The 19,150-nt window shown below is 66.9% G+C and carries 18 protein-coding genes; 4 read left to right on the top strand and 14 right to left on the bottom strand.

Features of this window, described 5'->3' with window-relative positions:
• Nucleotides 1–60 precede the first annotated feature (60 nt).
• From parC to pgi, 4 genes are read right to left on the bottom strand one after another with little or no spacing between them, the layout of a single operon-like run.
• A complete protein-coding gene (gene parC, locus ACTCB7_RS13225; protein ID WP_463007017.1) occupies nucleotides 61–2,316 on the bottom strand; it encodes a DNA topoisomerase IV subunit A in 2,256 nt (751 codons plus the stop codon).
• A gap of 7 nt (nucleotides 2,317–2,323) precedes the next feature.
• Nucleotides 2,324–4,204 carry a DNA topoisomerase IV subunit B gene (gene parE / locus ACTCB7_RS13220; protein ID WP_224415323.1) on the bottom strand — a complete coding sequence of 627 codons (1,881 nt, stop codon included), beginning with the start codon at nucleotides 4,202–4,204 and terminating at the stop codon, nucleotides 2,324–2,326.
• Between the two features lie 36 nt (nucleotides 4,205–4,240).
• Entirely contained in the window at nucleotides 4,241–4,885 is a 645-nt protein-coding gene (locus tag ACTCB7_RS13215; RefSeq protein WP_463007016.1) for a YqiA/YcfP family alpha/beta fold hydrolase, read from the bottom strand.
• A 27-nt stretch (nucleotides 4,886–4,912) separates the two neighbouring features.
• On the bottom strand, nucleotides 4,913–6,577 hold the full coding sequence (gene pgi / locus ACTCB7_RS13210; RefSeq protein WP_463007015.1) for a glucose-6-phosphate isomerase: 1,665 nt from the start codon (nucleotides 6,575–6,577) through the stop codon (nucleotides 4,913–4,915).
• Nucleotides 6,578–6,752: 175 nt separating this feature from the next.
• On the opposite strand from pgi, the gene cmoA reads away from it, so the two are divergent.
• Nucleotides 6,753–7,520 carry a carboxy-S-adenosyl-L-methionine synthase CmoA gene (cmoA, locus tag ACTCB7_RS13205; protein ID WP_224415326.1) on the top strand — a complete coding sequence of 256 codons (768 nt, stop codon included), beginning with the start codon at nucleotides 6,753–6,755 and terminating at the stop codon, nucleotides 7,518–7,520.
• Nucleotides 7,510–8,505 (top strand): tRNA 5-methoxyuridine(34)/uridine 5-oxyacetic acid(34) synthase CmoB, encoded by a 996-nt coding sequence (gene cmoB / locus ACTCB7_RS13200; protein ID WP_463007014.1) that lies wholly within the window; start codon nucleotides 7,510–7,512, stop codon nucleotides 8,503–8,505. The genes cmoA and cmoB overlap by 11 nt, the downstream gene beginning before the upstream one ends.
• An 18-nt stretch (nucleotides 8,506–8,523) precedes the next feature.
• Here cmoB and ACTCB7_RS13195 read toward each other — a convergent pair whose 3' ends face one another.
• The 8 genes from ACTCB7_RS13195 to ACTCB7_RS13160 form a co-directional block, all read right to left on the bottom strand.
• Nucleotides 8,524–8,958 carry a globin gene (locus ACTCB7_RS13195; protein ID WP_463007013.1) on the bottom strand — a complete coding sequence of 145 codons (435 nt, stop codon included), beginning with the start codon at nucleotides 8,956–8,958 and terminating at the stop codon, nucleotides 8,524–8,526.
• A gap of 142 nt (nucleotides 8,959–9,100) precedes the next feature.
• Entirely contained in the window at nucleotides 9,101–10,525 is a 1,425-nt protein-coding gene (cysN, locus tag ACTCB7_RS13190; protein WP_463007012.1) for a sulfate adenylyltransferase subunit CysN, read from the bottom strand.
• 49 nt (nucleotides 10,526–10,574) lie between these two features.
• Nucleotides 10,575–10,928 carry a four helix bundle protein gene (locus tag ACTCB7_RS13185; RefSeq protein WP_463007011.1) on the bottom strand — a complete coding sequence of 118 codons (354 nt, stop codon included), beginning with the start codon at nucleotides 10,926–10,928 and terminating at the stop codon, nucleotides 10,575–10,577.
• Nucleotides 10,929–10,982: 54 nt separating this feature from the next.
• Nucleotides 10,983–11,894 carry a sulfate adenylyltransferase subunit CysD gene (gene cysD / locus ACTCB7_RS13180; protein WP_463007042.1) on the bottom strand — a complete coding sequence of 304 codons (912 nt, stop codon included), beginning with the start codon at nucleotides 11,892–11,894 and terminating at the stop codon, nucleotides 10,983–10,985.
• A 137-nt stretch (nucleotides 11,895–12,031) separates the two neighbouring features.
• Nucleotides 12,032–12,766 carry a phosphodiesterase gene (locus ACTCB7_RS13175; RefSeq protein WP_224415330.1) on the bottom strand — a complete coding sequence of 245 codons (735 nt, stop codon included), beginning with the start codon at nucleotides 12,764–12,766 and terminating at the stop codon, nucleotides 12,032–12,034.
• Between the two features lie 84 nt (nucleotides 12,767–12,850).
• The gene (locus ACTCB7_RS13170) at nucleotides 12,851–13,297 is read right to left on the bottom strand and encodes a DUF1249 domain-containing protein (RefSeq protein WP_224415331.1); all 447 of its coding nucleotides are present in this window, start codon (nucleotides 13,295–13,297) and stop codon (nucleotides 12,851–12,853) included.
• Between the two features lie 3 nt (nucleotides 13,298–13,300).
• Nucleotides 13,301–13,930, bottom strand: coding sequence for an NUDIX domain-containing protein (locus ACTCB7_RS13165; protein ID WP_463007010.1), 630 nt, complete (start codon nucleotides 13,928–13,930; stop codon nucleotides 13,301–13,303).
• A gap of 99 nt (nucleotides 13,931–14,029) precedes the next feature.
• A complete protein-coding gene (locus ACTCB7_RS13160; protein WP_163647545.1) occupies nucleotides 14,030–14,665 on the bottom strand; it encodes a tetratricopeptide repeat protein in 636 nt (211 codons plus the stop codon).
• A gap of 168 nt (nucleotides 14,666–14,833) precedes the next feature.
• Here ACTCB7_RS13160 and greB point away from each other — a divergent pair, with 168 nt between their 5' ends.
• Nucleotides 14,834–15,373, top strand: a complete 540-nt coding sequence (greB, locus tag ACTCB7_RS13155; protein WP_163647546.1) for a transcription elongation factor GreB — start codon at nucleotides 14,834–14,836, stop codon at nucleotides 15,371–15,373.
• Nucleotides 15,374–15,395: 22 nt separating this feature from the next.
• Here the strand turns inward: greB and ACTCB7_RS13150 are convergent, their stop codons facing one another.
• Nucleotides 15,396–16,391: a class I SAM-dependent methyltransferase gene (locus ACTCB7_RS13150; protein ID WP_224415333.1), complete on the bottom strand. Its 996-nt coding sequence runs from the start codon at nucleotides 16,389–16,391 to the stop codon at nucleotides 15,396–15,398.
• A gap of 177 nt (nucleotides 16,392–16,568) precedes the next feature.
• Here ACTCB7_RS13150 and ACTCB7_RS13145 point away from each other — a divergent pair, with 177 nt between their 5' ends.
• Complete coding sequence (locus ACTCB7_RS13145) at nucleotides 16,569–18,323, top strand: putative bifunctional diguanylate cyclase/phosphodiesterase (protein WP_224420876.1); 1,755 nt, start codon at nucleotides 16,569–16,571, stop codon at nucleotides 18,321–18,323.
• 14 nt (nucleotides 18,324–18,337) lie between these two features.
• On the opposite strand, the gene ACTCB7_RS13140 is transcribed toward ACTCB7_RS13145, so the two are convergent.
• On the bottom strand, nucleotides 18,338–19,114 hold the full coding sequence (locus ACTCB7_RS13140; protein ID WP_224420875.1) for a methyltransferase domain-containing protein: 777 nt from the start codon (nucleotides 19,112–19,114) through the stop codon (nucleotides 18,338–18,340).
• Between the last annotated feature and the right edge of the window lie 36 nt (nucleotides 19,115–19,150).

Genomic DNA, 19,150 nt, shown 5'->3' with positions numbered 1-19,150 from the left:
CATCATGAATCGCGACGCCCCCTGGACCACGGGCCACGAGCGAACCCCGCGGCCCGTGGCTCAAGAACCCGCCTCGAGCCGGTCGACCTTCTGGAATCCACGGGGCAGCTTGCTGCCGCGCCGGCCGCGTTCGCCGGCATAATAACCGAGGTCGTCGGGTTTGAGGGTCAGCTTGCGCTTGCCGGCCTGCACCACCAGCGGCGCGTCGGGGGGCAGCACGACCCAGTCGCGGATGAACTCCTCGCGCCGGGCCGCTCGCGGGCCGGGGATGTCGAGCATCTTGTTGCCCTTGCCCTTGGCCATTTCCGGCAGCTGATCGAGATCGAAGACCAGCAACCGCCCCTCGTTGGACACCACTGCGACACGCGCCCCCTCGGCCTCCTCCGGCACCCGCCGCGGCGGCAGGACGTTGCAGCCCTTGGGCACGCTGAGTACCGCCTTGCCGGCCTTGTTCTTGCCGATCAGCGCCTCGAGCGAGGTACGGAACCCGTAGCCGCCGTCGGACGCCAGCAGGTAACGGGTATCCGGCGGGGCCAGCAAGACCCCTATCATGTGCGCACCGGCAGGGGGGTTGATGCGCCCGGTGATCGGCTCACCCTGGCTGCGGGCGCTGGGCAGGTTGTGGGCGGTCAGCGTATAGGCGCGCCCGCTGTCGTCGAGCAGCACCAGCGGCTGGTTGGTCTTGCCGCGGGCGGCGAGATGGAAGCGGTCACCGGCCTTGTAGGAGAGCCCCGCCGGGTCGATATCGTGGCCCTTGGCACTGCGAATCCAGCCCTTCTCGGAGAGCACCACGGTGATCGGGTCGGCGCCCATCAGCTCGACCTCGGACAGCGCTCGGGCCTCTTCGCGCTCGACGATCGGCGAGCGGCGCGGGTCACCGTACTCGCGATCGGCCTCGCGCAGTTCCTCCTCGATCAGGTCGGTGAGCGCCGCGTCGTTGCCGAGCAGCTCCTTGAGTCGCTCGCGCTCGGCCTGGAGGTCATCCTGCTCGCCGCGGATCTTCATCTCCTCGAGACGCGCCAGGTGGCGCAGGCGCAGCTCGAGGATCGCCTCGGCCTGGCGCTCGGAAATGCCGAAGGCCTCGATCAGCGCCGGCTTGGGCTCGTCCTCCTCGCGGATGATGCGGATCACCTCGTCGATGTTGAGGTAGGCGGCGAGCAGGCCCTCGAGAATGTGCAGGCGATCCTCGACCTTGCCCAGCCGGTGCTCGAGCCGCCGGCGCACCGTGGCCCGCCGGTAGCGCAGCCACTCGCCGAGCATCTCGGCCAGCGACAGCACCCGCGGGCGGCCGTCGAGGCCGATGACGTTGAGATTGACGCGCACGTTCTTCTCGAGATCGGTGGTGGCGAACAGATGCGCCATCAGCGACTCGATATCGACACGGCTGGAACGCGGCTCGATGACCAGCCGCGTGGGCGTCTCGTGGGTCGACTCGTCACGCAGGTCGGCGACCATCGGCAGCTTCTTCTTCTGCATCTGGTCGGCGATCTGCTCGAGCACCTTGGACCCGCTGACCTGGTAGGGCAGCGCGGTGATCACCACATTGCCCTCTTCCAGGCTGTAGCGGGCGCGCAGCTTCACCGAACCGCGGCCGCTCTCGTAGAGCTTGGCGAGATCGGCCCGCGAGGTAATGATCTCCGCCTCGGTGGGAAAGTCCGGGGCCGGCACATGGGCGACGAGATCGCCCACCGTGGCGTCCGGGTGGCGCAACAGATGGCAGGTCGCCTCGACCACCTCATGCACGTTGTGCGGCGGAATGTCGGTGGCCATGCCCACCGCGATGCCGGTGGCGCCATTGAGCAGCACGTGCGGCAGGCGCGCCGGCAGCACCGCCGGCTCGTTCATGGTGCCGTCGAAGTTGGGCATCCAGTCGACGGTGCCCTGGCCGAGCTCGCCGAGCAGCACCTCGGAGAACTTCGACAGCCGCGCCTCGGTATAGCGCATCGCCGCGAACGACTTGGGATCGTCGGGGCTGCCCCAGTTGCCCTGGCCGTCGACCAGCGGATACCGGTAGCTGAACGGCTGGGCCATCAGCACCATCGCCTCGTAGCAGGCACTGTCGCCGTGGGGATGGAACTTGCCCAGCACGTCGCCGACGGTACGCGCCGACTTCTTGTACTTGGCGTTGGCGGTCAGCGACAGCTCGCGCATGGCGTAGATGATGCGCCGCTGGACCGGCTTCATGCCGTCACCGACGTGCGGCAGCGCGCGATCGAGAATCACGTACATCGAATAGTCGAGATACGCCTTCTCGGTGTATTCCTTCAGGGAGAGGCGTTCGACGTCGCCCTCCTCCACGTGGATATCCATGGTCATGGCGTGGCTACACCTCTATGTCCGCCAGGTTGCCGTAATCTTCCAGCCAGCTCTTCCTGTCCGAGGCCCGCTTCTTGGCCAGCAGCATGTCGAGCATCTCGCCGGTGCCGTCGCCGTCGGCCCGGGTCAGCTGCACCAGCCGACGGGTATCGGCCGCCATGGTGGTCTCGCGCAGCTGCAGCGGGCTCATCTCGCCGAGGCCCTTGAAGCGCTGCACATTCGGGGTGCCGCGCTTGCCCTCCAGGCGCTTGAGGATCGCCGCCTTCTCGCTCTCGTCGAGGGCGTAGTGAACCTCCTTGCCGAGGTCGATGCGGTACAGCGGCGGCATCGCCACGTAGACGTGGCCGGCGTCGACCAGCGCCGGGAAATGGCGCACGAACAGCGCGCACAGCAAGGTGGCGATGTGCAGGCCGTCGGAGTCGGCATCGGCGAGGATGCAGATCTTGTGGTAGCGCAGCTTGGTCAGGTCGCCGCTGCCCGGGTCGGCGCCGATCGCCACGGCGATGTCGTGGACCTCCTGGGAGTTGTAGATGTCGTGGGACTCCACCTCCCAGGTGTTGAGGATCTTGCCGCGCAGCGGCAGGATCGCCTGGGTCTCGCGATGCCGGGCCTGCTTGGCGCTGCCGCCGGCCGAGTCGCCCTCGACCAGGAACAGTTCGCTGGCCGCCGGGTCCTGCCCCGAGCAGTCGGCCAGCTTGCCGGGCAGCGCCGGCCCCGCGGTGACCTTCTTGCGCGCCACCTTCTTCGCGCTTTTCTGACGGCGCTGGGCGGCGCTGATCACCAGCTCGGCCAGCGCCTCGGCCTGGTCGACGTGATGGTTGAGCCACAGCGAGAAGGCGTCCTTGACCACCCCGGAGACGAAGCCGGCGACGGTGCGCGACGACAGCCGCTCCTTGGTCTGGCCGGCGAACTGCGGGTCGAGCATCTTCACCGAGAGCACGAAGGACACCCGCTCCCAGAGGTCGTCCGGGGTCAGCTTGACGCCGCGCGGCAGCAGGCTGCGGTAGTCGCAGAACTCGCGCAGCGCCTCGAGCAGCCCCGAGCGCAGGCCATTGACGTGGGTGCCGCCGAGCGGCGTGGGAATCAGGTTGACGTAGGATTCCATCAACGGCTCGCCGCCCTCCGGCAGCCACTGGATCGCCCAGTCGACGCCCTGCTCGTCGTCGGCGAAATGGCCGACGAAGGGCGACTCCGGCAGCACCTCGAAGCCGTCGTTGGCCTGCGCCAGGTAGTCGCGCAGGCCGTCCGCGTACTGCCACTCGCTGGTGGCGCCATCGGCCTCGGTGAGCACCACCTTGAGCCCGGGACACAGCACCGCCTTGGCACGCAGCAGGTGCTTGAGCCGCGGCAGCGACAATTTGGGCGAATCGAAGTAGGCGGTCTCGGGCCAGAAGCGCACCACCGTGCCGGTGGCCCGCTTGGCGCAACTGCCGATCACGCTGAGCTCCTCGACCTTCTCGCCCCTGGCGAAGGCGATGGCATGCCGGCTGCCATCGCGGCAGACCTCGACCTCAAGGCGTTCGGAGAGCGCATTGACCACCGACACCCCGACGCCATGCAAGCCGCCCGAGAAGCGGTAGCTGGACTGCGAGAACTTGCCGCCGGCGTGCAGCTTGGTGAGGATCAGCTCGACCCCCGAAAGGCCGTGTTCGGGGTGGATGTCGATGGGCATGCCGCGGCCGTCGTCGCTGACCTCGATGCCGCCGTCGTCGAGCAGCCTGACGCGAATCTCCCTGGCGTAGCCGGCCAGCGCCTCGTCGACGCTGTTGTCGATGACTTCCTGCGCCAGATGGTTGGGCCGCGTGGTGTCGGTGTACATGCCGGGGCGCTTGCGCACCGGCTCGAGGCCCGATAGGACCTCGATCGAAGAGGCACTGTATTGCGTCATGCGGTATCCATGAAGCTGTCGATGATGTCGCTGAACTCAGGGCGCGGACGGGGCGTCGAGCGGGCCGGCGAACGTATGCCCGCCGTGCGCCAGCACCGCGGGCAGATAGGCTGCCAGATGGCTGAAGCCGTGATCGCCGCCCGGCTCGATCAGCATGCGGCAGCCGCGATAGGCGCGAAACGCATCACGACAGTCGAGGGTCTCGTCGGCGGTACCCAGCAGCAGCAGGTAGCGTTCAGGCGTCAGGTACGCCGGCGTCATGGCCGCCAGCGCCTCCCGGTGCGCCGCCTCGACGGTGAAGCGTTCACCATTGTAGGGGTTGACGAACGCCTGGCCCCACCAGGCATCGACCAGCCCGGCCGGCGCCACCGCCGGGTTGATCACCACCGCCGGCAGGTCGTGACGTTCCGCCAGCACGCTGGCCAGAAAACCGCCCATCGAACTGCCCACCAGCAGCACATTGTCGCCGAGCTCGGCCAGTTCGGCCTCGGCCCGCGCCAGGGCCGCGTCCGGCCGGTGCGACAGCTGCGGCGTACGGCATGCCAACGGTCGGCCGCCGTGACGCAGGCTCGCGCAGGCGGCGCGCATCAGCTGCGCCTTGGGCGAGGCGCTGCCGCTGTTGAAGCCGTGGAGGTAGAGCACACCGTCGACCGGCGCCGTGTTCAGGCGGTCACTCAGCATACCCAAAACCTGGATGGATAAACAGCATCAATTGCGCGACTCGGCCTCCCAGACCGCCTCGATCAGACCACGGCTGGACTCATCCAGCGCCTCGACCCCCTCGCGGGAAGCCAGCACACGCTCGGTCTGGGTGGCAATCTTCTTGCCCAGCTCCACCCCCCACTGATCGAAGGGGTTGATATCCCAGATCGTCGCCTGGACGAAGACCTTGTGTTCGTAGAGCGCGATCAGCGACCCCAGCGTCTCGGGCGTCAGGCGCTCGAGCAGCACCGTGGTCGACGGCTGGTTGCCCCGGTAGCGCTTGTGGCTGGGCCGCGGGCCATCGTCGTCGATCGCCTCGTCACCCAGCATCAGCACCCGGGACTGGGCGAAGCAGTTGGCCAGCGTCAGGCGATGCTGGTTCTTGAGATGCTGGCGGGTCGCCTCGTCCTCGACACGGTCGTAGCGGCGCATCGGGGCGATGAAGTCGCACTCCACCGCCTGGGTGCCCTGGTGCAGCAGCTGATAGAAGGCGTGCTGGGCGTTGGGGCCGAGCTGGCCCCACAGCACCGGGCAGGTCGAATAGTGGGTAAGTTCGCCGTGGTTGGTCACCGACTTGCCGTTGGATTCCATCTCCAGCTGTTCGAGGTAGCTGGCAAAGAACTCCAGCCGACCGTCGTAGGGCAGGATCGAATGCGCGCGGATATCGAGGAAGTTGTTGTTCCAGATACCCGCCAGCGCCAGCAACACCGGCAGGTTGGCCTCGAGCTCGGCCTCGGCGAAATGCCGGTCCATCGAATGGGCGCCGGCGAGCAGAGCGCGAAAGTTGTCCATGCCCACCGCCAGGGCGATCGGCAGGCCGATGGCGCCCCACAGCGAATAGCGCCCACCGACCCACTCCCAGAATTCCAGCTGGTGATCTTCGGCAATGCCCCACTCGCTCATCTTCTCGGGGCTCGCCGAGACGCCGATGAAGTGCTGGCGCTGGACCAGCTCGCGGTCGCCGTCGCCGTTGACCAGGTGGCTCATCAGCCAGTCCTGGGCGGTGCGCGCGTTGGACAGGGTGTCGACGGTGGTAAACGACTTCGACGACAGCACGAACAGCGTCGTCTCCGGATTGAAGCGGGTCAGGTAGTCGGCGAGCTGGGAACCGTCCATGGTCGAGGCGAAGTGCACCTCGATCGGATGGATGTCCCGCGGGCGATAGTCGGCCAGGGCGTGGGAGACCATCAGCGGCCCCAGGTCGGAGCCGCCGACCCCGAGGTTGACCACGTCGGTCACCGCCTTGCCGGTGGCGCCCCGCCACTGCCCGGCATGGCACTGCTCGACGATGTGCGCCATCCTGTCGAGGGTGGCGTGCACGGCCGGCACCACGTCCTCGCCGTCGACCACCAGACGCGCGTCCGCCGGCAGGCGCAGCGCGGTATGCAACGCCGGGCGATCCTCGCTGATGTTGACCCGTTCGCCGGCCAGCAGACGGCCGATCGCCTCGGGCACCCCGGCGGCGCGGGCCAGGTCGAGCAGCTTGTCGAGGGTCTCGTGGCGCCAGCGCTGCTTGGACAGATCGAGCATCAGCCCGGCGGCCCGGCGGCTGAAATCGGGATAGCGCCCCGGCTCCCGGAACAGGGTGGCCAGGTGGATGTCGCGCATCGTGTCGGCGTGTTCGTGCAGTGCCTGCCAGGCGGGGTGCTGATCGATCATCGTGGTGCTCATCGGCATCTCCTTTTAACCGTCCTTGTCACACTCGTGCAGCCTTTCCCTGGACCGCCGCGGGCGGGTGCAAGTCGTCGGGGCGATGCGTAAACTAATGCCCCGTCGCGGGCGACGGCCGCCTTCCCGGCCCCGACCACGCCCTGTCATGCCACCCTAGCACCCACAGCGAATGTCCATGAGTGATGCATCTTACCGTGACGCGATCTTCACGACACCCCTCGACCGGGTCGCGTCCTTCTCCTTCGACGAGCAGGTCGTGGCCTGCTTCCCCGACATGGTCCGTCGCTCCATCCCCGGTTACGGGCAGATCCTGGGCATGCTGGGCGTGATCGCCGAACGCCACCTGCGCCACGGCGGCCACGTCTACGACCTGGGCTGTTCGCTGGGCGCGGTGGGGCTGGCACTGGCCGCTCGTCTGCCGCCGGAGGCCTTCACCCTGACCGGGATCGACCTGTCGCCGGCGATGGTCGAGCGGGCCCGGGCGACCCTGGCCAGCGAGTGTCCCGAGCATCGGATCACCATCGAGCAGGGCGACATCCGCGCGATCGACTATCGTCCGGCGAGCCTGATCGTGCTCAACTTCACCCTACAGTTCCTCGATCCCGCCGACCGCGATGCCCTGCTCGGCCGGCTGTACGCCGCCCTGGAGCCGGGCGGGGTGCTGATCCTCTCGGAGAAGGTCGTCGCCGAGGACGAGGCGGAGAACGCCTGGCTGGTGGAGCGCTACCACGACTTCAAGCGCGCCAACGGCTACAGCGACCTGGAAATCAGCCAGAAGCGCACCGCGCTGGAGAACGTGCTGCGCCCGGACAGCCTGGCGACCCATCATGCGCGCCTGGAGGGGCTCGGCTTCGAGCGCGTCACCACCTGGTTCCAGTATCTCAACTTCGCCTCGATGATCGCCTTCAAGGCCCGTCCCGGAGGCCACCCCCATGACGCCTGACGCGCGCGCCCGCCGGGCGCTCTATCACGCCTTCGTCGATCAGGGGCTGGACACCTGGCTGGCGCGCCTGCCCGAGCAGCTGGCCCGCGGCCTCGACCGACGGCGCCACGGCGATCTGCCCGGCTGGGAGAAGGCGGTGGCCAAGTTGCCCGAGCTGCCCGCCGACCGACAGGTCGCCCTGGACCGAGACACGGTGAGCGTCGACGTCGCGCTGTCCGACGCCGACCGGCGGCGCTGCCACAACCTGCTCAAGACGCTGATGCCCTGGCGCAAGGGCCCCTACCGGCTGGGCGGCACCGTCATCGACACCGAATGGCGCTCGGACTGGAAATGGCAGCGTGTGACGCCGTATCTCGCACCGCTGGCCGGGCGTCGGGTGCTCGACGTGGGCGGCGGCAACGGCTATCACGCCTGGCGCATGGCCGGTGCCGGCGCCGCCTTCGTGCTGGTGATCGATCCTTCGCCGCGCTTCTACTACCAGTTCCAGGCGGTCCGTCACTTCGTCGGCGACGCCGATGGCGGGCGCACGCACTTCCTGCCCGCGGGCATCGAGGATGTGCCGCCGAATCTCGCCGCCTTCGACACGGTGTTCTCGATGGGCGTGCTCTACCATCGCGCCTCGCCCCTCGAGCATCTGCAGCAACTGCGCGCCGCCCTGCGTCCGGGCGGCGAGCTGGTCCTCGAGACCCTGGTGGTCGAGGGCGACGCGACCACCGTGCTGATGCCCGGCGAGCGCTATGCCTGCATGCCCAACGTCTATTTCCTGCCCTCGTCCCGGGCGCTAGCCGGCTGGCTCGCGCGCTGCGGCTTCGAGGACGTGCGCGTGGTGGACGAGGCCCCGACCACCCTCGACGAGCAGCGCGCCACCGAGTGGATGACCTTTCAGTCGCTGGCCGACTTTCTCGACCCCTCAGACCGGTCGCGCACCGCCGAGGGCTATCCGGCGCCGCGCCGCGCGGTGCTGGTGGCTCGCAAACCGGGATAGGCCCGCGGGTCGGCGACGTTACCCGTCCGGCGTCGTACGCTCGCGATCGTAGTGGAACTTCATGAAGACGATGCCCGGCGTCATTACCAGACGCCAGGCCAATTCGATGTCGGCGTCGAAGGCGGGGTCGAAGCGGCGCACGGTGGCGATCAGACTCTCCAGCCAAAGATCGTAGAGCCCGGGGCGGATGTCGAGATGGCGTCGGTCGTGGATGACCGCGATCTTCTCGAGGTAGTAATCGGTATCGCTCGAGGCAAAGAAGCTCAGCAGCCGATAGAAGGCCTTCTTGAGCATGGCCTGCTGGCGCGCCATGTCGGTATGCCGGAACTTGACCGCCACCTCGTCGGACGCCGCAATGAAATGCCGGTAGAAGGCGTCGAAGAAATCCTGCCCACCGACCTTCCGCGACAGCACCCGCGCATAGCTGGCATCGAACAGCCGTTCGACGTCCATGGCCCGCCCCCGATTCGGCGATGTCTGACGACAAGCCTAGCCGGCGCTACGTCCGCGACGCTTGACCGAGGTCATTCGGGACAAAAAAGCCCCGCCGGCAAGAAGTCGGCGGGGCCAGCAACGCTCGAACCCGGTGCGATAATCAGTTCCGGAACAGCTCGCGCACGTCCTTCGCCTCCCAGTGGGGGAAGTGCTTGCGGATCAGGGCGTTGAGCTCGATCTCGAAAGCCTCCCAGTCGACCGTACCGGTGGTTTCGTCGCCCTCCAGCGCCTCGCGGATCATCCCCGCGCCCACAGTAACGTTGCTCAGCCGATCGATGACGATGAGGCTGCCCGTGCCCGGGCTGCGACGGTAGTCGTCCACCGGCACCGGAGACGTCAGCTCCACCCGGCAGCGGGCAATACCATTGAGCGCCAGGTTGTCCGCATCGTGATGCTCGAGGGTGTTGACATCGACCTGATAGTCGATGGCCTGGACCCGCCCGGAGAGGTCCCGCGTCGCCAGCTTGAAGTCATACAGTCGCCCCGGTTCCAGCGGTGAATCGTGCATCCACACGATATCGGCGCTGAAGGTGTTGGACAGCGCGACCTCGGCATCGGCGGCGACCAGCCAGTCACCCCGGGAGATATCGATCTCGTCCTCCAGCGTGACGGTGATCGCCTCTCCCGGATAGGCCGTCTCGAGGTCGCCGTCGTAGGTGACGATGCGCGCCACGCGGGACTGACGGCCCGACGGCAGCGCCTTGACGGCCTGCCCCGGCCGCAGGATGCCGGCAGCCAGCGTGCCGCAGTAGCCGCGGAAGTCGAGGTTGGGGCGATTGACGTACTGCACCGGCAGACGCAGGTCACTCAGATTGCTGTCCCGGGCGATCTCGACGGTCTCGAGCCCCTCGAGCAGCGCCGGGCCGTCGTACCAGGGCATGTTGTCGCTGGCGTTGACGACATTGTCGCCTTCCAGCGCGGAAATCGGCACGAAGCGGATGTCGCGGGCGCCGAGCTTCTCGGCGAAGGCGCGGTAGTCGGCAACGATGGCGTCGAAGCGCGCCTGCGAGTAGTCGACCAGGTCCATCTTGTTGACGGCGATCACCAGGTGCTGGATACCCAGCAGGTCGGCAATGAAACTATGCCGGCGGGTCTGGGTCTGCACGCCGTGACGGGCATCGATCAGAATCACCGCCAGGCTCGCGGTGGAGGCACCGGTAGCCATGTTGCGGGTGTACTGCTCGTGCCCCGGCGTATCGGCGATGATGAACTTGCGCTTGTCGGTGGAGAAGTAGCGATACGCCACGTCGATGGTGATGCCCTGCTCGCGCTCGGACTGCAGCCCGTCGACCAGCAGTGCCAGGTCGACCTGGTCGCCGGTGGTACCGCTGGTCTTCGACGCCTGGGTGATGGCGGCGAGCTGGTCCTCGTAGATCATCTTGGAGTCGTGCAGCAGCCGCCCGATCAGCGTCGACTTGCCGTCGTCGACGCTGCCGCAGGTGATGAAGCGCAGCAGGTCCTTGTTCTCGTGCTCGTGCAGATACTGCTCGATATTGTCGGCGATCAACGTTGACTGGTGTGACATGACGGAACCCTAGAAATAAGAGAGAAGAGCGAAGAAGGAAGAAACCCCATCAGCCCGCGTCGAAGTCGGCCTGCTTATGAATCAGCCCGGTCAGCATGGCGGCGATTTCCTTAGTCTCGTTCACCCAGTGATGCCCCTTCTCTCGCTCGATGTAACCGATCTCCATGCCGATGTAGACCTGTGTCCTGAGTTCGGCACAGGAACCCTTGGCGATATGAAGAAACTTGATTCGATCCTTGACGGTAGGCCTGACCATGCCCTCGGCGATATTGCTGGGCACGGACAAGCCGGAACGGGTGATCTGGTCTTTGAAACCAAAGTCTCGAGAGTCGGCGAAATGACGGTATAACTCGGCCGATAGTCGGGCCGAACGCTTCCAGACATCCAGTCGCTCAAAATCCATCCGTCCTTCTCTCTTCCGACTTCCCTCTTCCGTCTTTCTGAGGCGCTTCGCGCCTCAGAAGTACCCCTCGCGCTTCTTGCGCTCCATGCTGCCGGCCTGGTCGTGATCGATGGCCCGCCCGGAGCGCTCGCTGGTCCGGGTGAGCAGCATCTCCTGGATGATCTCGGGCAGGGTGGCGGCGTGTGACTCCACCGCGCCGGTCAGCGGGTAGCAGCCCAGGGTGCGGAAACGCACCCACTTCTCCTCGGGAACCTCGCCCTCTTCCAGCGGCATCCGTTCGTCGTCGACCATGATCTGCATGCCGTCGCGCTCGACCACCGGCCGCGGTGCGGCGTAGTACAGCGGCACGATGGGAATCGATTCGAGGTAGATGTACTGCCAGATGTCGAGCTCGGTCCAGTTGGAGAGCGGAAAGACGCGGATCGACTCGCCCTTGTTGACCTTGCCGTTGTAGAGGTTCCACAGTTCGGGACGCTGGTTCTTGGGATCCCAGCGATGGTACTTGTCGCGGAACGAGTAGACTCGCTCCTTGGCGCGGGACGCCTCCTCGTCGCGACGCGCCCCACCGAAGGCGGCATCGAAGCCGTACTTGTCCAGCGCCATTTTGAGCGACTGGGTCTTCATGATGTCGGTGTACTTGGCGCTGCCGTGGTCGAAGGGGTTGATGCCCGCGGCACGGCCCTCCTCGTTGATGTGCTCGATCAGCTCCATGCCCACCTCGGCCGCCATGCGATCGCGGAACTCGATCATCTCGCGGAACTTCCAGGTGGTGTTGACGTGCATCAGCGGGAACGGCGGCGTGCCCGGATAGAAGGCCTTGCGCGCCAGGTGCAGCATCACCGAGGAGTCCTTGCCGATGGAGTAGAGCATCACCGGGTTGCGGAACTCGGCGGCTACCTCGCGGATGATATGGATCGACTCGGCTTCGAGCTGCTTCAGGTGGGTCTGTCGCTCGGGAGAAAGCATCTCGGCTTGCAACCTCTCATGACCGGTGGCATTCCCGCCCGGACAGGGGGGAACAAGGATGAGAGTACGTTACCGAGCGACCTTGGATAACGTCCAAGAATTAAGAAACATCCTTTAATTTCTTGAGGGAATAACGCTCAGGGCGTCACCCGTTCGATCCAGGTGGTCATTACCTCGCCCTCCAGGTCCACCACCCGGCATCCCGGGCGCGACGCCTCGTCGACGGCAAAGGTGGGCGAGCTGGGCAGGAACTGATCCGCCGTGGCCGGGCAGCCGTAGATGGCGATCTCGCCACCGGTGCCGGCGTGGCGCGCCGCGAAGGGCTGATGGGCGTGGCCGAACAGCACCACGCGCACCTGGGCATAGGCCGCCAGGGTCTGCCAGAAGGCCTCGCGATCCAGCAGGCCGATCGCATCCATCCAGGCTGAGCCCAGTTCGACCGGCGGATGGTGCAGCGCCAGCAGCGTCGGCCGGTCGTCCATCTCGAGTCGCAGGGCCAGCTCCTGCAGCTGTGTCTGCCCCAGCTCGCCGTGCACCTGACCGCTGACCCGCGAATCCAGCAGCAGCAGGCGCCAGTCGCCCAGATCCACCTCGTCGAGCAGTGCGTGCGCCTCGGCCATGTACTGGGGCCGGTCATGATTGCCGGCCAGCCAGAACCAGGGGCAGTCCACTCCGGCGAAGGCCCGCGCGGCCAGTTCATAGGAGGCGGGCGTCTCGTCCTGGCTGACGTCGCCGGTCACCAGCAGCACATCCGGACGCAGCGCCCGCACCCGCTCGAGCACCGCCTCGAGCTGGCGGAACGGCACCCCCGCCCGCGAGCGGGCCTCGGGGTCGGCGTGCAAGTGGCAATCGGTGACCTGGATCAGCCGCATCGGACAATCAACTCCTGGAAGGACGGGCGGCACGGCGTGCCGAAGGGAACCACCGGCCGGCTTGCCGGCAGACGGAGAAGGGGCTCAGCGCAGCGGAGTCAGATCGGCGGCATGGCCGTGGGCCAGGCCGTGTTCCAGCCACTCGCCGAGGAAGCGGTTGAGCTGAAGTTTCTCGTCGGGCTGGTGCATGCGCGGATTGGGATAACGGTAGCGGCCGTGGAAATGGCGCTGGCGCTGGAAGTCGGTGACCTCGGCCATGCGCACATCATGGTAGAGATGCACGGTCATGCGCGGCGAGTCGATGATGCCGTCGAGCACACCGGTCTGGGCGACCCGCAGAATGGTGGTGTACGGGGCACACTCGGCCACCTCGAGCCACAGCGTGCCGAAGCGCCCGGCGTGACCGGCCAGCGGCACCTCGCGCACCGCCCCGGCCTCCAGATCGTCGACCAGCCGCGTCAGCCGCAGATAGTTGGCCGAACACTCGGCCTGGAGTGACTTGAGGTCGGTGACATAAGCGGTCCTGGCCACGGGTTACCTCCTTGCTCGCAGTGAGGCGCGTTCACGGGACAGCCAGAGAAAGGCGATCAGGCACATGGCATTGTCGAGTCGCCCCGTCTGCAGCAGTTCCCAGGCGCGGGCAAAGGGTAGCACATGCACCAGAATGTCCTCGTGCTCCTCGGCCAGGCCGTGCACGCCGCCTATGCCCTGGCTGTCGACCAGGCCGCAGTACAGCGTGACCTGCTCATCGCAGGCCCCGGGGCTCGGGTAGTAGCGATACAGCTCGATCAGCTCGTCGATCGCGCAGCCCGCCTCCTCCACGGCCTCGCGCCGGGCGACCTCGGCCGGACTCTCGCCCGGCTCGACCAGCCCGGCGACGGGCTCCAACTTCCACGGGCTGACCGGGTCGTTCAGGGCCCCGGCACGCACCTGCTCCACCAGCACCACGTGATCGCGCTCGACATCGTAGAGCAGCACCCCCACGGCATCGCGACGCACGTGCACCTCGCGGGTCACGACGTCGCTCCACCCGCCCTCGAAGAGACGATGGCGCAGGCGGCGTCGCTCCAGGCTGAAGAACCCCTGGTACAGCGACTCGGTCGCCACGCGCTCGACATCCTCGCTGCCGAATTGCGCGCGCCCTGCTTCGATCTCGTCGGTCATGATTCCTCCGCTGGCCGGCTGGGCGCCCCGTTCAGGCACAATGCGCCTCATTATCCCGGGCCGCCCCGCCCTTGCCAAGCCGCTCCGGCAGCGTCCGGATCAGCGCAGTTCGGCGACGAGACGCCCGATCGCCTCGCGCAGCCCCTTGTCGGATGCCTCGCGCCCCGGCCGGTCCGGCGCCTGCTGCGCCTTGAGCGCCTGGTCGAGAGCCGCCGGATCGCGCCCCTGACCATGCAGAAAGGCGGCATAGAAATAGCGCGTATCGATGCCCTCGGGGCGGATGGCGACGGCTTTCTTCAACAGGCGCTCCGCCCGCTCGTCGTCGCCGAAGCTGATCGGCCACCCCGGCACCCGGGCATAGAGCGTGCCCAGCGTCACATAGGCCGACCCATTATCGCCCTGCGGATCGATGTCGATCGCGCGCTCGAGCACATCCCGAGCCTGCTTGGCCAGATCGAGCGCTCCCAACCCTCCCCTCGCGCCGGCCTCGGAGGCGAGGATGATACCCTGCCAGGTCAGCACCTCGGCGTTGCGTGGATGCGTCTCGGCCAGGCCGGCAGCGTCATCGGCCAGAGCGGCGAAAGCCGTCTCCTGGGCCTCGCCGTGCATACGATAGTTGATGTGCGCCCAGCGATGCATCAGGGGAAATACCGAAGCCTCCCCGGCCATGGCCGGCAGGGCCAGCAGCAATACGAAGGCACCCGACAGAGTGCGCCATGGAAAGGACAGTCGCATGAACGGCTCCCGACAGTGAATGGATGACCCCTGCAATGTAACGAACGTTTGAATGATTCGCCAGACAGCCTCGCTCGCATGTCACAAGTGCTTGGCCGCTCGCACGCGGTTGCGTAGGGTACTCAGGTTGTCACCATCGCCACCGTTGTCCCCATAGAGAGTGCCGCCATGAAAGGTCGCAACATGACGCGCTGGCGGGATCCGGCCAAGGACCCGCGCCAGGAGAAGAAGAGCAACCTCATCACCCCCGAGGGGTTCGCCCGGCTCAAGGGTATTCACGAGCATCTCTCGCGGGTACGCCGTCCCGAGCTGTCGACCAAGGTCGGCGAGGCCGCCGCGCTGGGCGATCGCAGCGAAAACGCCGACTACACCTACAACAAGAAGGAGCTCAACCGGGTCATCGCGCGCATTCGCTACCTGGGCAAGCGGCTCGACGAGCTGCAGGTGGTCGACCGTCTGCCGGCCGATACCGGGCGCGTCTACTTCGGCGCCTTCGTCACCCTCGAGGACGAGGACGGCGAAGAGATGGCCATCCGCCTCGTCGGCCACGACGAGACCGACACCGGCAAGCACTGGATCAGCGTCGATGCGCCGCTGGCCCGCGCCCTGCTGGGCAAGGCGCTCGACGACGAGGTGACAGTGGCCGCCCCCGGCGGCGAGACCACCTATATCATCACTGCCATCGACTATCGCGACCCGTCGCGCTGAGGTATCACCCTGACTCGGCGACTCAGCGCCGCACGGCGCGGTAGACCCGAAAGCGCCCGTCGTCGGTGATGATACTGAAGCCACCGAAGGCGGCTTCGAGCCGATCCGCATAGGGCAGGAAGGCGTTGGCCACCAGCCACAAACTGCCGCCCGGCTCGAGATGGCGTGGCGCCTGCTCGATCAGCCGGGCAGTCGGCCCGTAGTCGATGCGCCGCTCCTGATGAAACGGGGGGTTGCTGACGATCGCGGCGAAGCGCTCCTGCTCGCCGAGTGCCGTGTAGACATCGCTGGCCAGCACCCGCCCGTCCAGGTCATTGGCCGACAAGGTGCGTCGTGTGGCCTCGACGGCGAAGGCGTTGACGTCGAGCGCGGTGACCGCCCCGCCCCGGCGGGCCAGATACGCTGCAATCACGCCGTCGCCGCAGCCCACGTCGAGCAGCCGCTCGCCGTCCTGCCCCAGCCCGGCGGGCAGGTGGTCGAGCAGCAGGCGAGTGCCGTCATCCAGCTTGCCGTGGCCGAACACCCCGGGATGACTCGCAAGGGTCAGGCCGGCCGCCTCGAACTGCGTCCAGACAGCGTCGGGGTCGAGCGGCACCGCCCCCACCCGGGTTTCGAAGAGGGTGCAGCGCCGTGCACTGTCGCGCTTGCGACAGCCCAGCCCCAGCGCCGCCAGCACCTTCAGTACCCGCCGGATGCCGCCCTGGTTCTCGCCCACCACCTGCAGCGGCGTGCCGGCCGGCAGCGCACGGCACAGCGCCAGCAACCACCACTCCCCCAGCGCATGGGCCTTGGGCCAGAACAGCACCGCCCCCGGCGGCACGCCCGGATCGGCATTCAGGTCGTCATGCACCGTCACCCCGCGCGCCCGCCAGGTCGCGGCGATCGCGGCATCGGTACTCCATACCGTGCCGCCGGCGTCGCCCAGCCAGGGGTCATCCGGTGGCGCGACCCATAGCCAGCCGCGATAGTCGAGGGCCTGGCGATCCAGCAGCTGGCATGTCGGGGTGACGGGACTCATGGCATGGCTCCAGGGAAATTCATGCTTCCTCCATGATCTGAATCAGACTCAAGTATTGAAACGCCGAGTAACGTGGTGAAATATCTCGCAAACAACAGCATGGCGACGAAGAGCCGGCGCCCATGACAACAAACCGGCCAGCGAACGGCCCGGATTCTATCGCAAGGAACCGTGAACGTGACCGACCCAGGCCCGGAGCCTCTCGAAAACACATGCTTCCCCGGCCATCCCGAAGACGATGCCCTTCGTCCCTGGTTGATGCGGGCGATATTCGAGCATTGCCAGGAGGGTATCCTGATCACGGATGCCCGCAAGGTCATCATCGACACCAATCCGGCCTTCACGCGGATTACCGGCTATACGCGCGAAGATGTGCTGGGCAGGAAACCTCACATTCTCTCCTCGGGAAAGCACGCCTCGCTGTTTTACCAGAACGTCTTCTTCGATGTCGCCGAGCAGGGGTTCTGGAGCGGCAACATCAAGAACCGTCGCCGGGACGGCACCCACTTCATCGCCCAGACCACCATCAGCGCGCTCTATACCCGTTCGGGCAGGCTCAGCCATTACTTCAGCCTCTTTCGGGACGTGACGCAGAGCCGGCTCAGTCAGGCGCGCCTCGAGCGCCTGGCCATCCATGATCCACTGACCCGGCTTTTCAACCGCGAGCACTTCACCAACGCCCTGAACAACCTGCTCGACGGCCTGCGCTACACGGAGACCGGCCTGGCGGTGCTCTTCACGGACCTCGATGACTTCAAGCCGATCAACGACCGCCACGGTCACGCGGCCGGCGACGAGCTGCTGGTGGAGATCAGCCACCGGCTCAAGCACATGATGCGCACCACCGACCTGGTGGCCCGCTTCGGCGGCGACGAGTTCATGGTGGCCCTGTCCGGCGTCGCCTCCCTCGAGATGGCCGAATCCATCGCCGCGCGGATGCTCAAGGAGATCATGCGCCCCCATCAGCTGAGCAACGGACAACGCGTGCAGGTATCGGCCTCGATCGGCATCGTCGTCACGGTTGACCCCGAAACGACCGCCGAGACGCTGATCGATACAGCGGACGCCGCCATGTACGATGCCAAGCAGCAGGGCAAGAACCGCATCGCCACCGCCCATGACCGCCATGTCACGCGCTCCAGCGAAACCTTTTTGCGCCTACGCCATGCCTTCGAAAACGGCGAAATTCGACTGCACTACCAGCCCATCATCCGGCTCGCCGACCTGAAGACGGTCGGCTTCGAGGGGCTGGCACGCTGGCATCATCCCGAACAGGGGGTTCTCGGGCCGCCTCACTTCATCGATACCCTGACCTGTTCCTCGCTGTGCCATCCCTTTGCCCAATGGCTGGTACGCAGTGCCGGCAGGCTCGCCCGGCGGCTGCAGAGATGCCACGTCCAGGCCGTCATCGGCATCAACCTGACCCAGGAGCAGATCGAGGGCGGTGATTTCCTGCAAACGCTGGGCGAAGTACGCGACGAACTGGGGCTCGCCTCCCCCTTCATCGCCATCGAAATTCACGAGACCAGCCAGTTCCACGATCTTGACCTGACCGCCAACCAGCTGCATGAAGCGCGTCTGCTGGGCGCCAGCGTGGCGCTGGATGACTTCGGGACCGGCGTGTCCTCGGTGACGTATGCGTCCGAACTGCCCATCGACACGCTGAAGATCGATCGCAGCATGATCAAGAGCCTGGAGAATCGCCGCGATCAGCGGGAATTCGTGCGCGGCGTGACCCTGATGGCCCAGGCCATGCAGCGTCAGGTCGTCGTCGAGGGCGTCGAGACTGCGGGCCAGCTCCGGCTGCTGCGCGAGCTGGGCTGCGACCTGGCCCAGGGCTTCTTCATGGGGCGCCCCATGACCGAGGAAGCGCTGCTCGAGCACTACCTGACGCCGGGGGCCCGGCCCGACTATCCGCTGGTCTGGCGATAGCCGCGCGAACTCCCTCACTCGCCCGTGCTGCCGCCCGGCTTTGTCACGCTGTAGAGAAGATAACGGCCGAGCCGCCAGTGCGGCTCCACATCGCAGTAGCGATGCTCGAGTTCCAGGAGCTGTGCCAGAGTCGTCGCGTCGGGCTCGCGTTCGCGCAGGTAGTCATGGAAGACACGGATCCCGGCGACATGCTCGACGACCAGCCCGGCCTCGGCCAGCCACGCGACCACCTCGGTGTGGGTCAGCGGCGAGATCGGCGTCAGCCGCCGGCGCTTGCCGGTGCCCGCCAGCCGGTCATCCAGCGCCTTGGTCAGGTTGCCCTTGATGATGTTGGAAAAGCGCAGGGCATCACGGTTGAAGACCATCAGCGACAATTGACCGCCCGGTGCCAGCAGATCGGCCAGAATGCGGATCGCCTCGCGCGGCTCGGCCAGCCACTCGAGCACCGCATGACAGACGATCAGCGGCCAGGGCCCCGGCGCCCGCTCCGGGAGCGCCTGAAGCGGCGCCTGCAGCAGCGTGGCCCGCCGGCATCCCAGCGACTCACGGGCCCGCGCTAGCATCTCCGCCGAGGGTTCGGCCAGCGTCACCGGATGGCCACGCTCGGCCAGCCAGACACTCATCTGCCCTAGCCCGCCGCCGACATCCAGCGCCGGCTGGCCCGCCAGGTGCAGGGTACGCGGCAACAGTGCATCCAGCAGCGCCAGGCGCAACGCTCCCCGCGGCTTGCCGTAAAGGCTGTCGGCGAACTTGTCGGCCAGGCCGTCGAAAATGCGGTCTTCGGCGCTCACCCTTCCCCCGCTACGAAAAAGTGCCCAGTCTAGCCG

It is taken from the genome of Modicisalibacter sp., from assembly GCF_055145905.1.
Note: the sequence above shows the minus strand (reverse complement) of the source record. Positions and strands in the feature narration are given on the sequence as shown.

Coding starts and splice junctions, on each gene's coding strand:
- ACTCB7_RS13215 (WP_463007016.1), bottom strand. CDS start 4,885: ATGCTGAGTGACCGCCTGAACACGGCGCCGGTCGACGGTGTGCTCTAC.
- pgi (WP_463007015.1), bottom strand. CDS start 6,577: ATGAGCACCACGATGATCGATCAGCACCCCGCCTGGCAGGCACTGCAC.
- cysD (WP_463007042.1), bottom strand. CDS start 11,894: ATGCTTTCTCCCGAGCGACAGACCCACCTGAAGCAGCTCGAAGCCGAG.
- cmoA (WP_224415326.1), top strand. CDS start 6,753: ATGAGTGATGCATCTTACCGTGACGCGATCTTCACGACACCCCTCGAC.
- cysN (WP_463007012.1), bottom strand. CDS start 10,525: ATGTCACACCAGTCAACGTTGATCGCCGACAATATCGAGCAGTATCTG.
- ACTCB7_RS13185 (WP_463007011.1), bottom strand. CDS start 10,928: ATGGATTTTGAGCGACTGGATGTCTGGAAGCGTTCGGCCCGACTATCG.
- ACTCB7_RS13150 (WP_224415333.1), bottom strand. CDS start 16,391: ATGAGTCCCGTCACCCCGACATGCCAGCTGCTGGATCGCCAGGCCCTC.
- ACTCB7_RS13175 (WP_224415330.1), bottom strand. CDS start 12,766: ATGCGGCTGATCCAGGTCACCGATTGCCACTTGCACGCCGACCCCGAG.
- ACTCB7_RS13165 (WP_463007010.1), bottom strand. CDS start 13,930: ATGACCGACGAGATCGAAGCAGGGCGCGCGCAATTCGGCAGCGAGGAT.
- greB (WP_163647546.1), top strand. CDS start 14,834: ATGAAAGGTCGCAACATGACGCGCTGGCGGGATCCGGCCAAGGACCCG.
- ACTCB7_RS13160 (WP_163647545.1), bottom strand. CDS start 14,665: ATGCGACTGTCCTTTCCATGGCGCACTCTGTCGGGTGCCTTCGTATTG.
- parC (WP_463007017.1), bottom strand. CDS start 2,316: ATGACCATGGATATCCACGTGGAGGAGGGCGACGTCGAACGCCTCTCC.
- ACTCB7_RS13195 (WP_463007013.1), bottom strand. CDS start 8,958: ATGGACGTCGAACGGCTGTTCGATGCCAGCTATGCGCGGGTGCTGTCG.
- parE (WP_224415323.1), bottom strand. CDS start 4,204: ATGACGCAATACAGTGCCTCTTCGATCGAGGTCCTATCGGGCCTCGAG.
- cmoB (WP_463007014.1), top strand. CDS start 7,510: ATGACGCCTGACGCGCGCGCCCGCCGGGCGCTCTATCACGCCTTCGTC.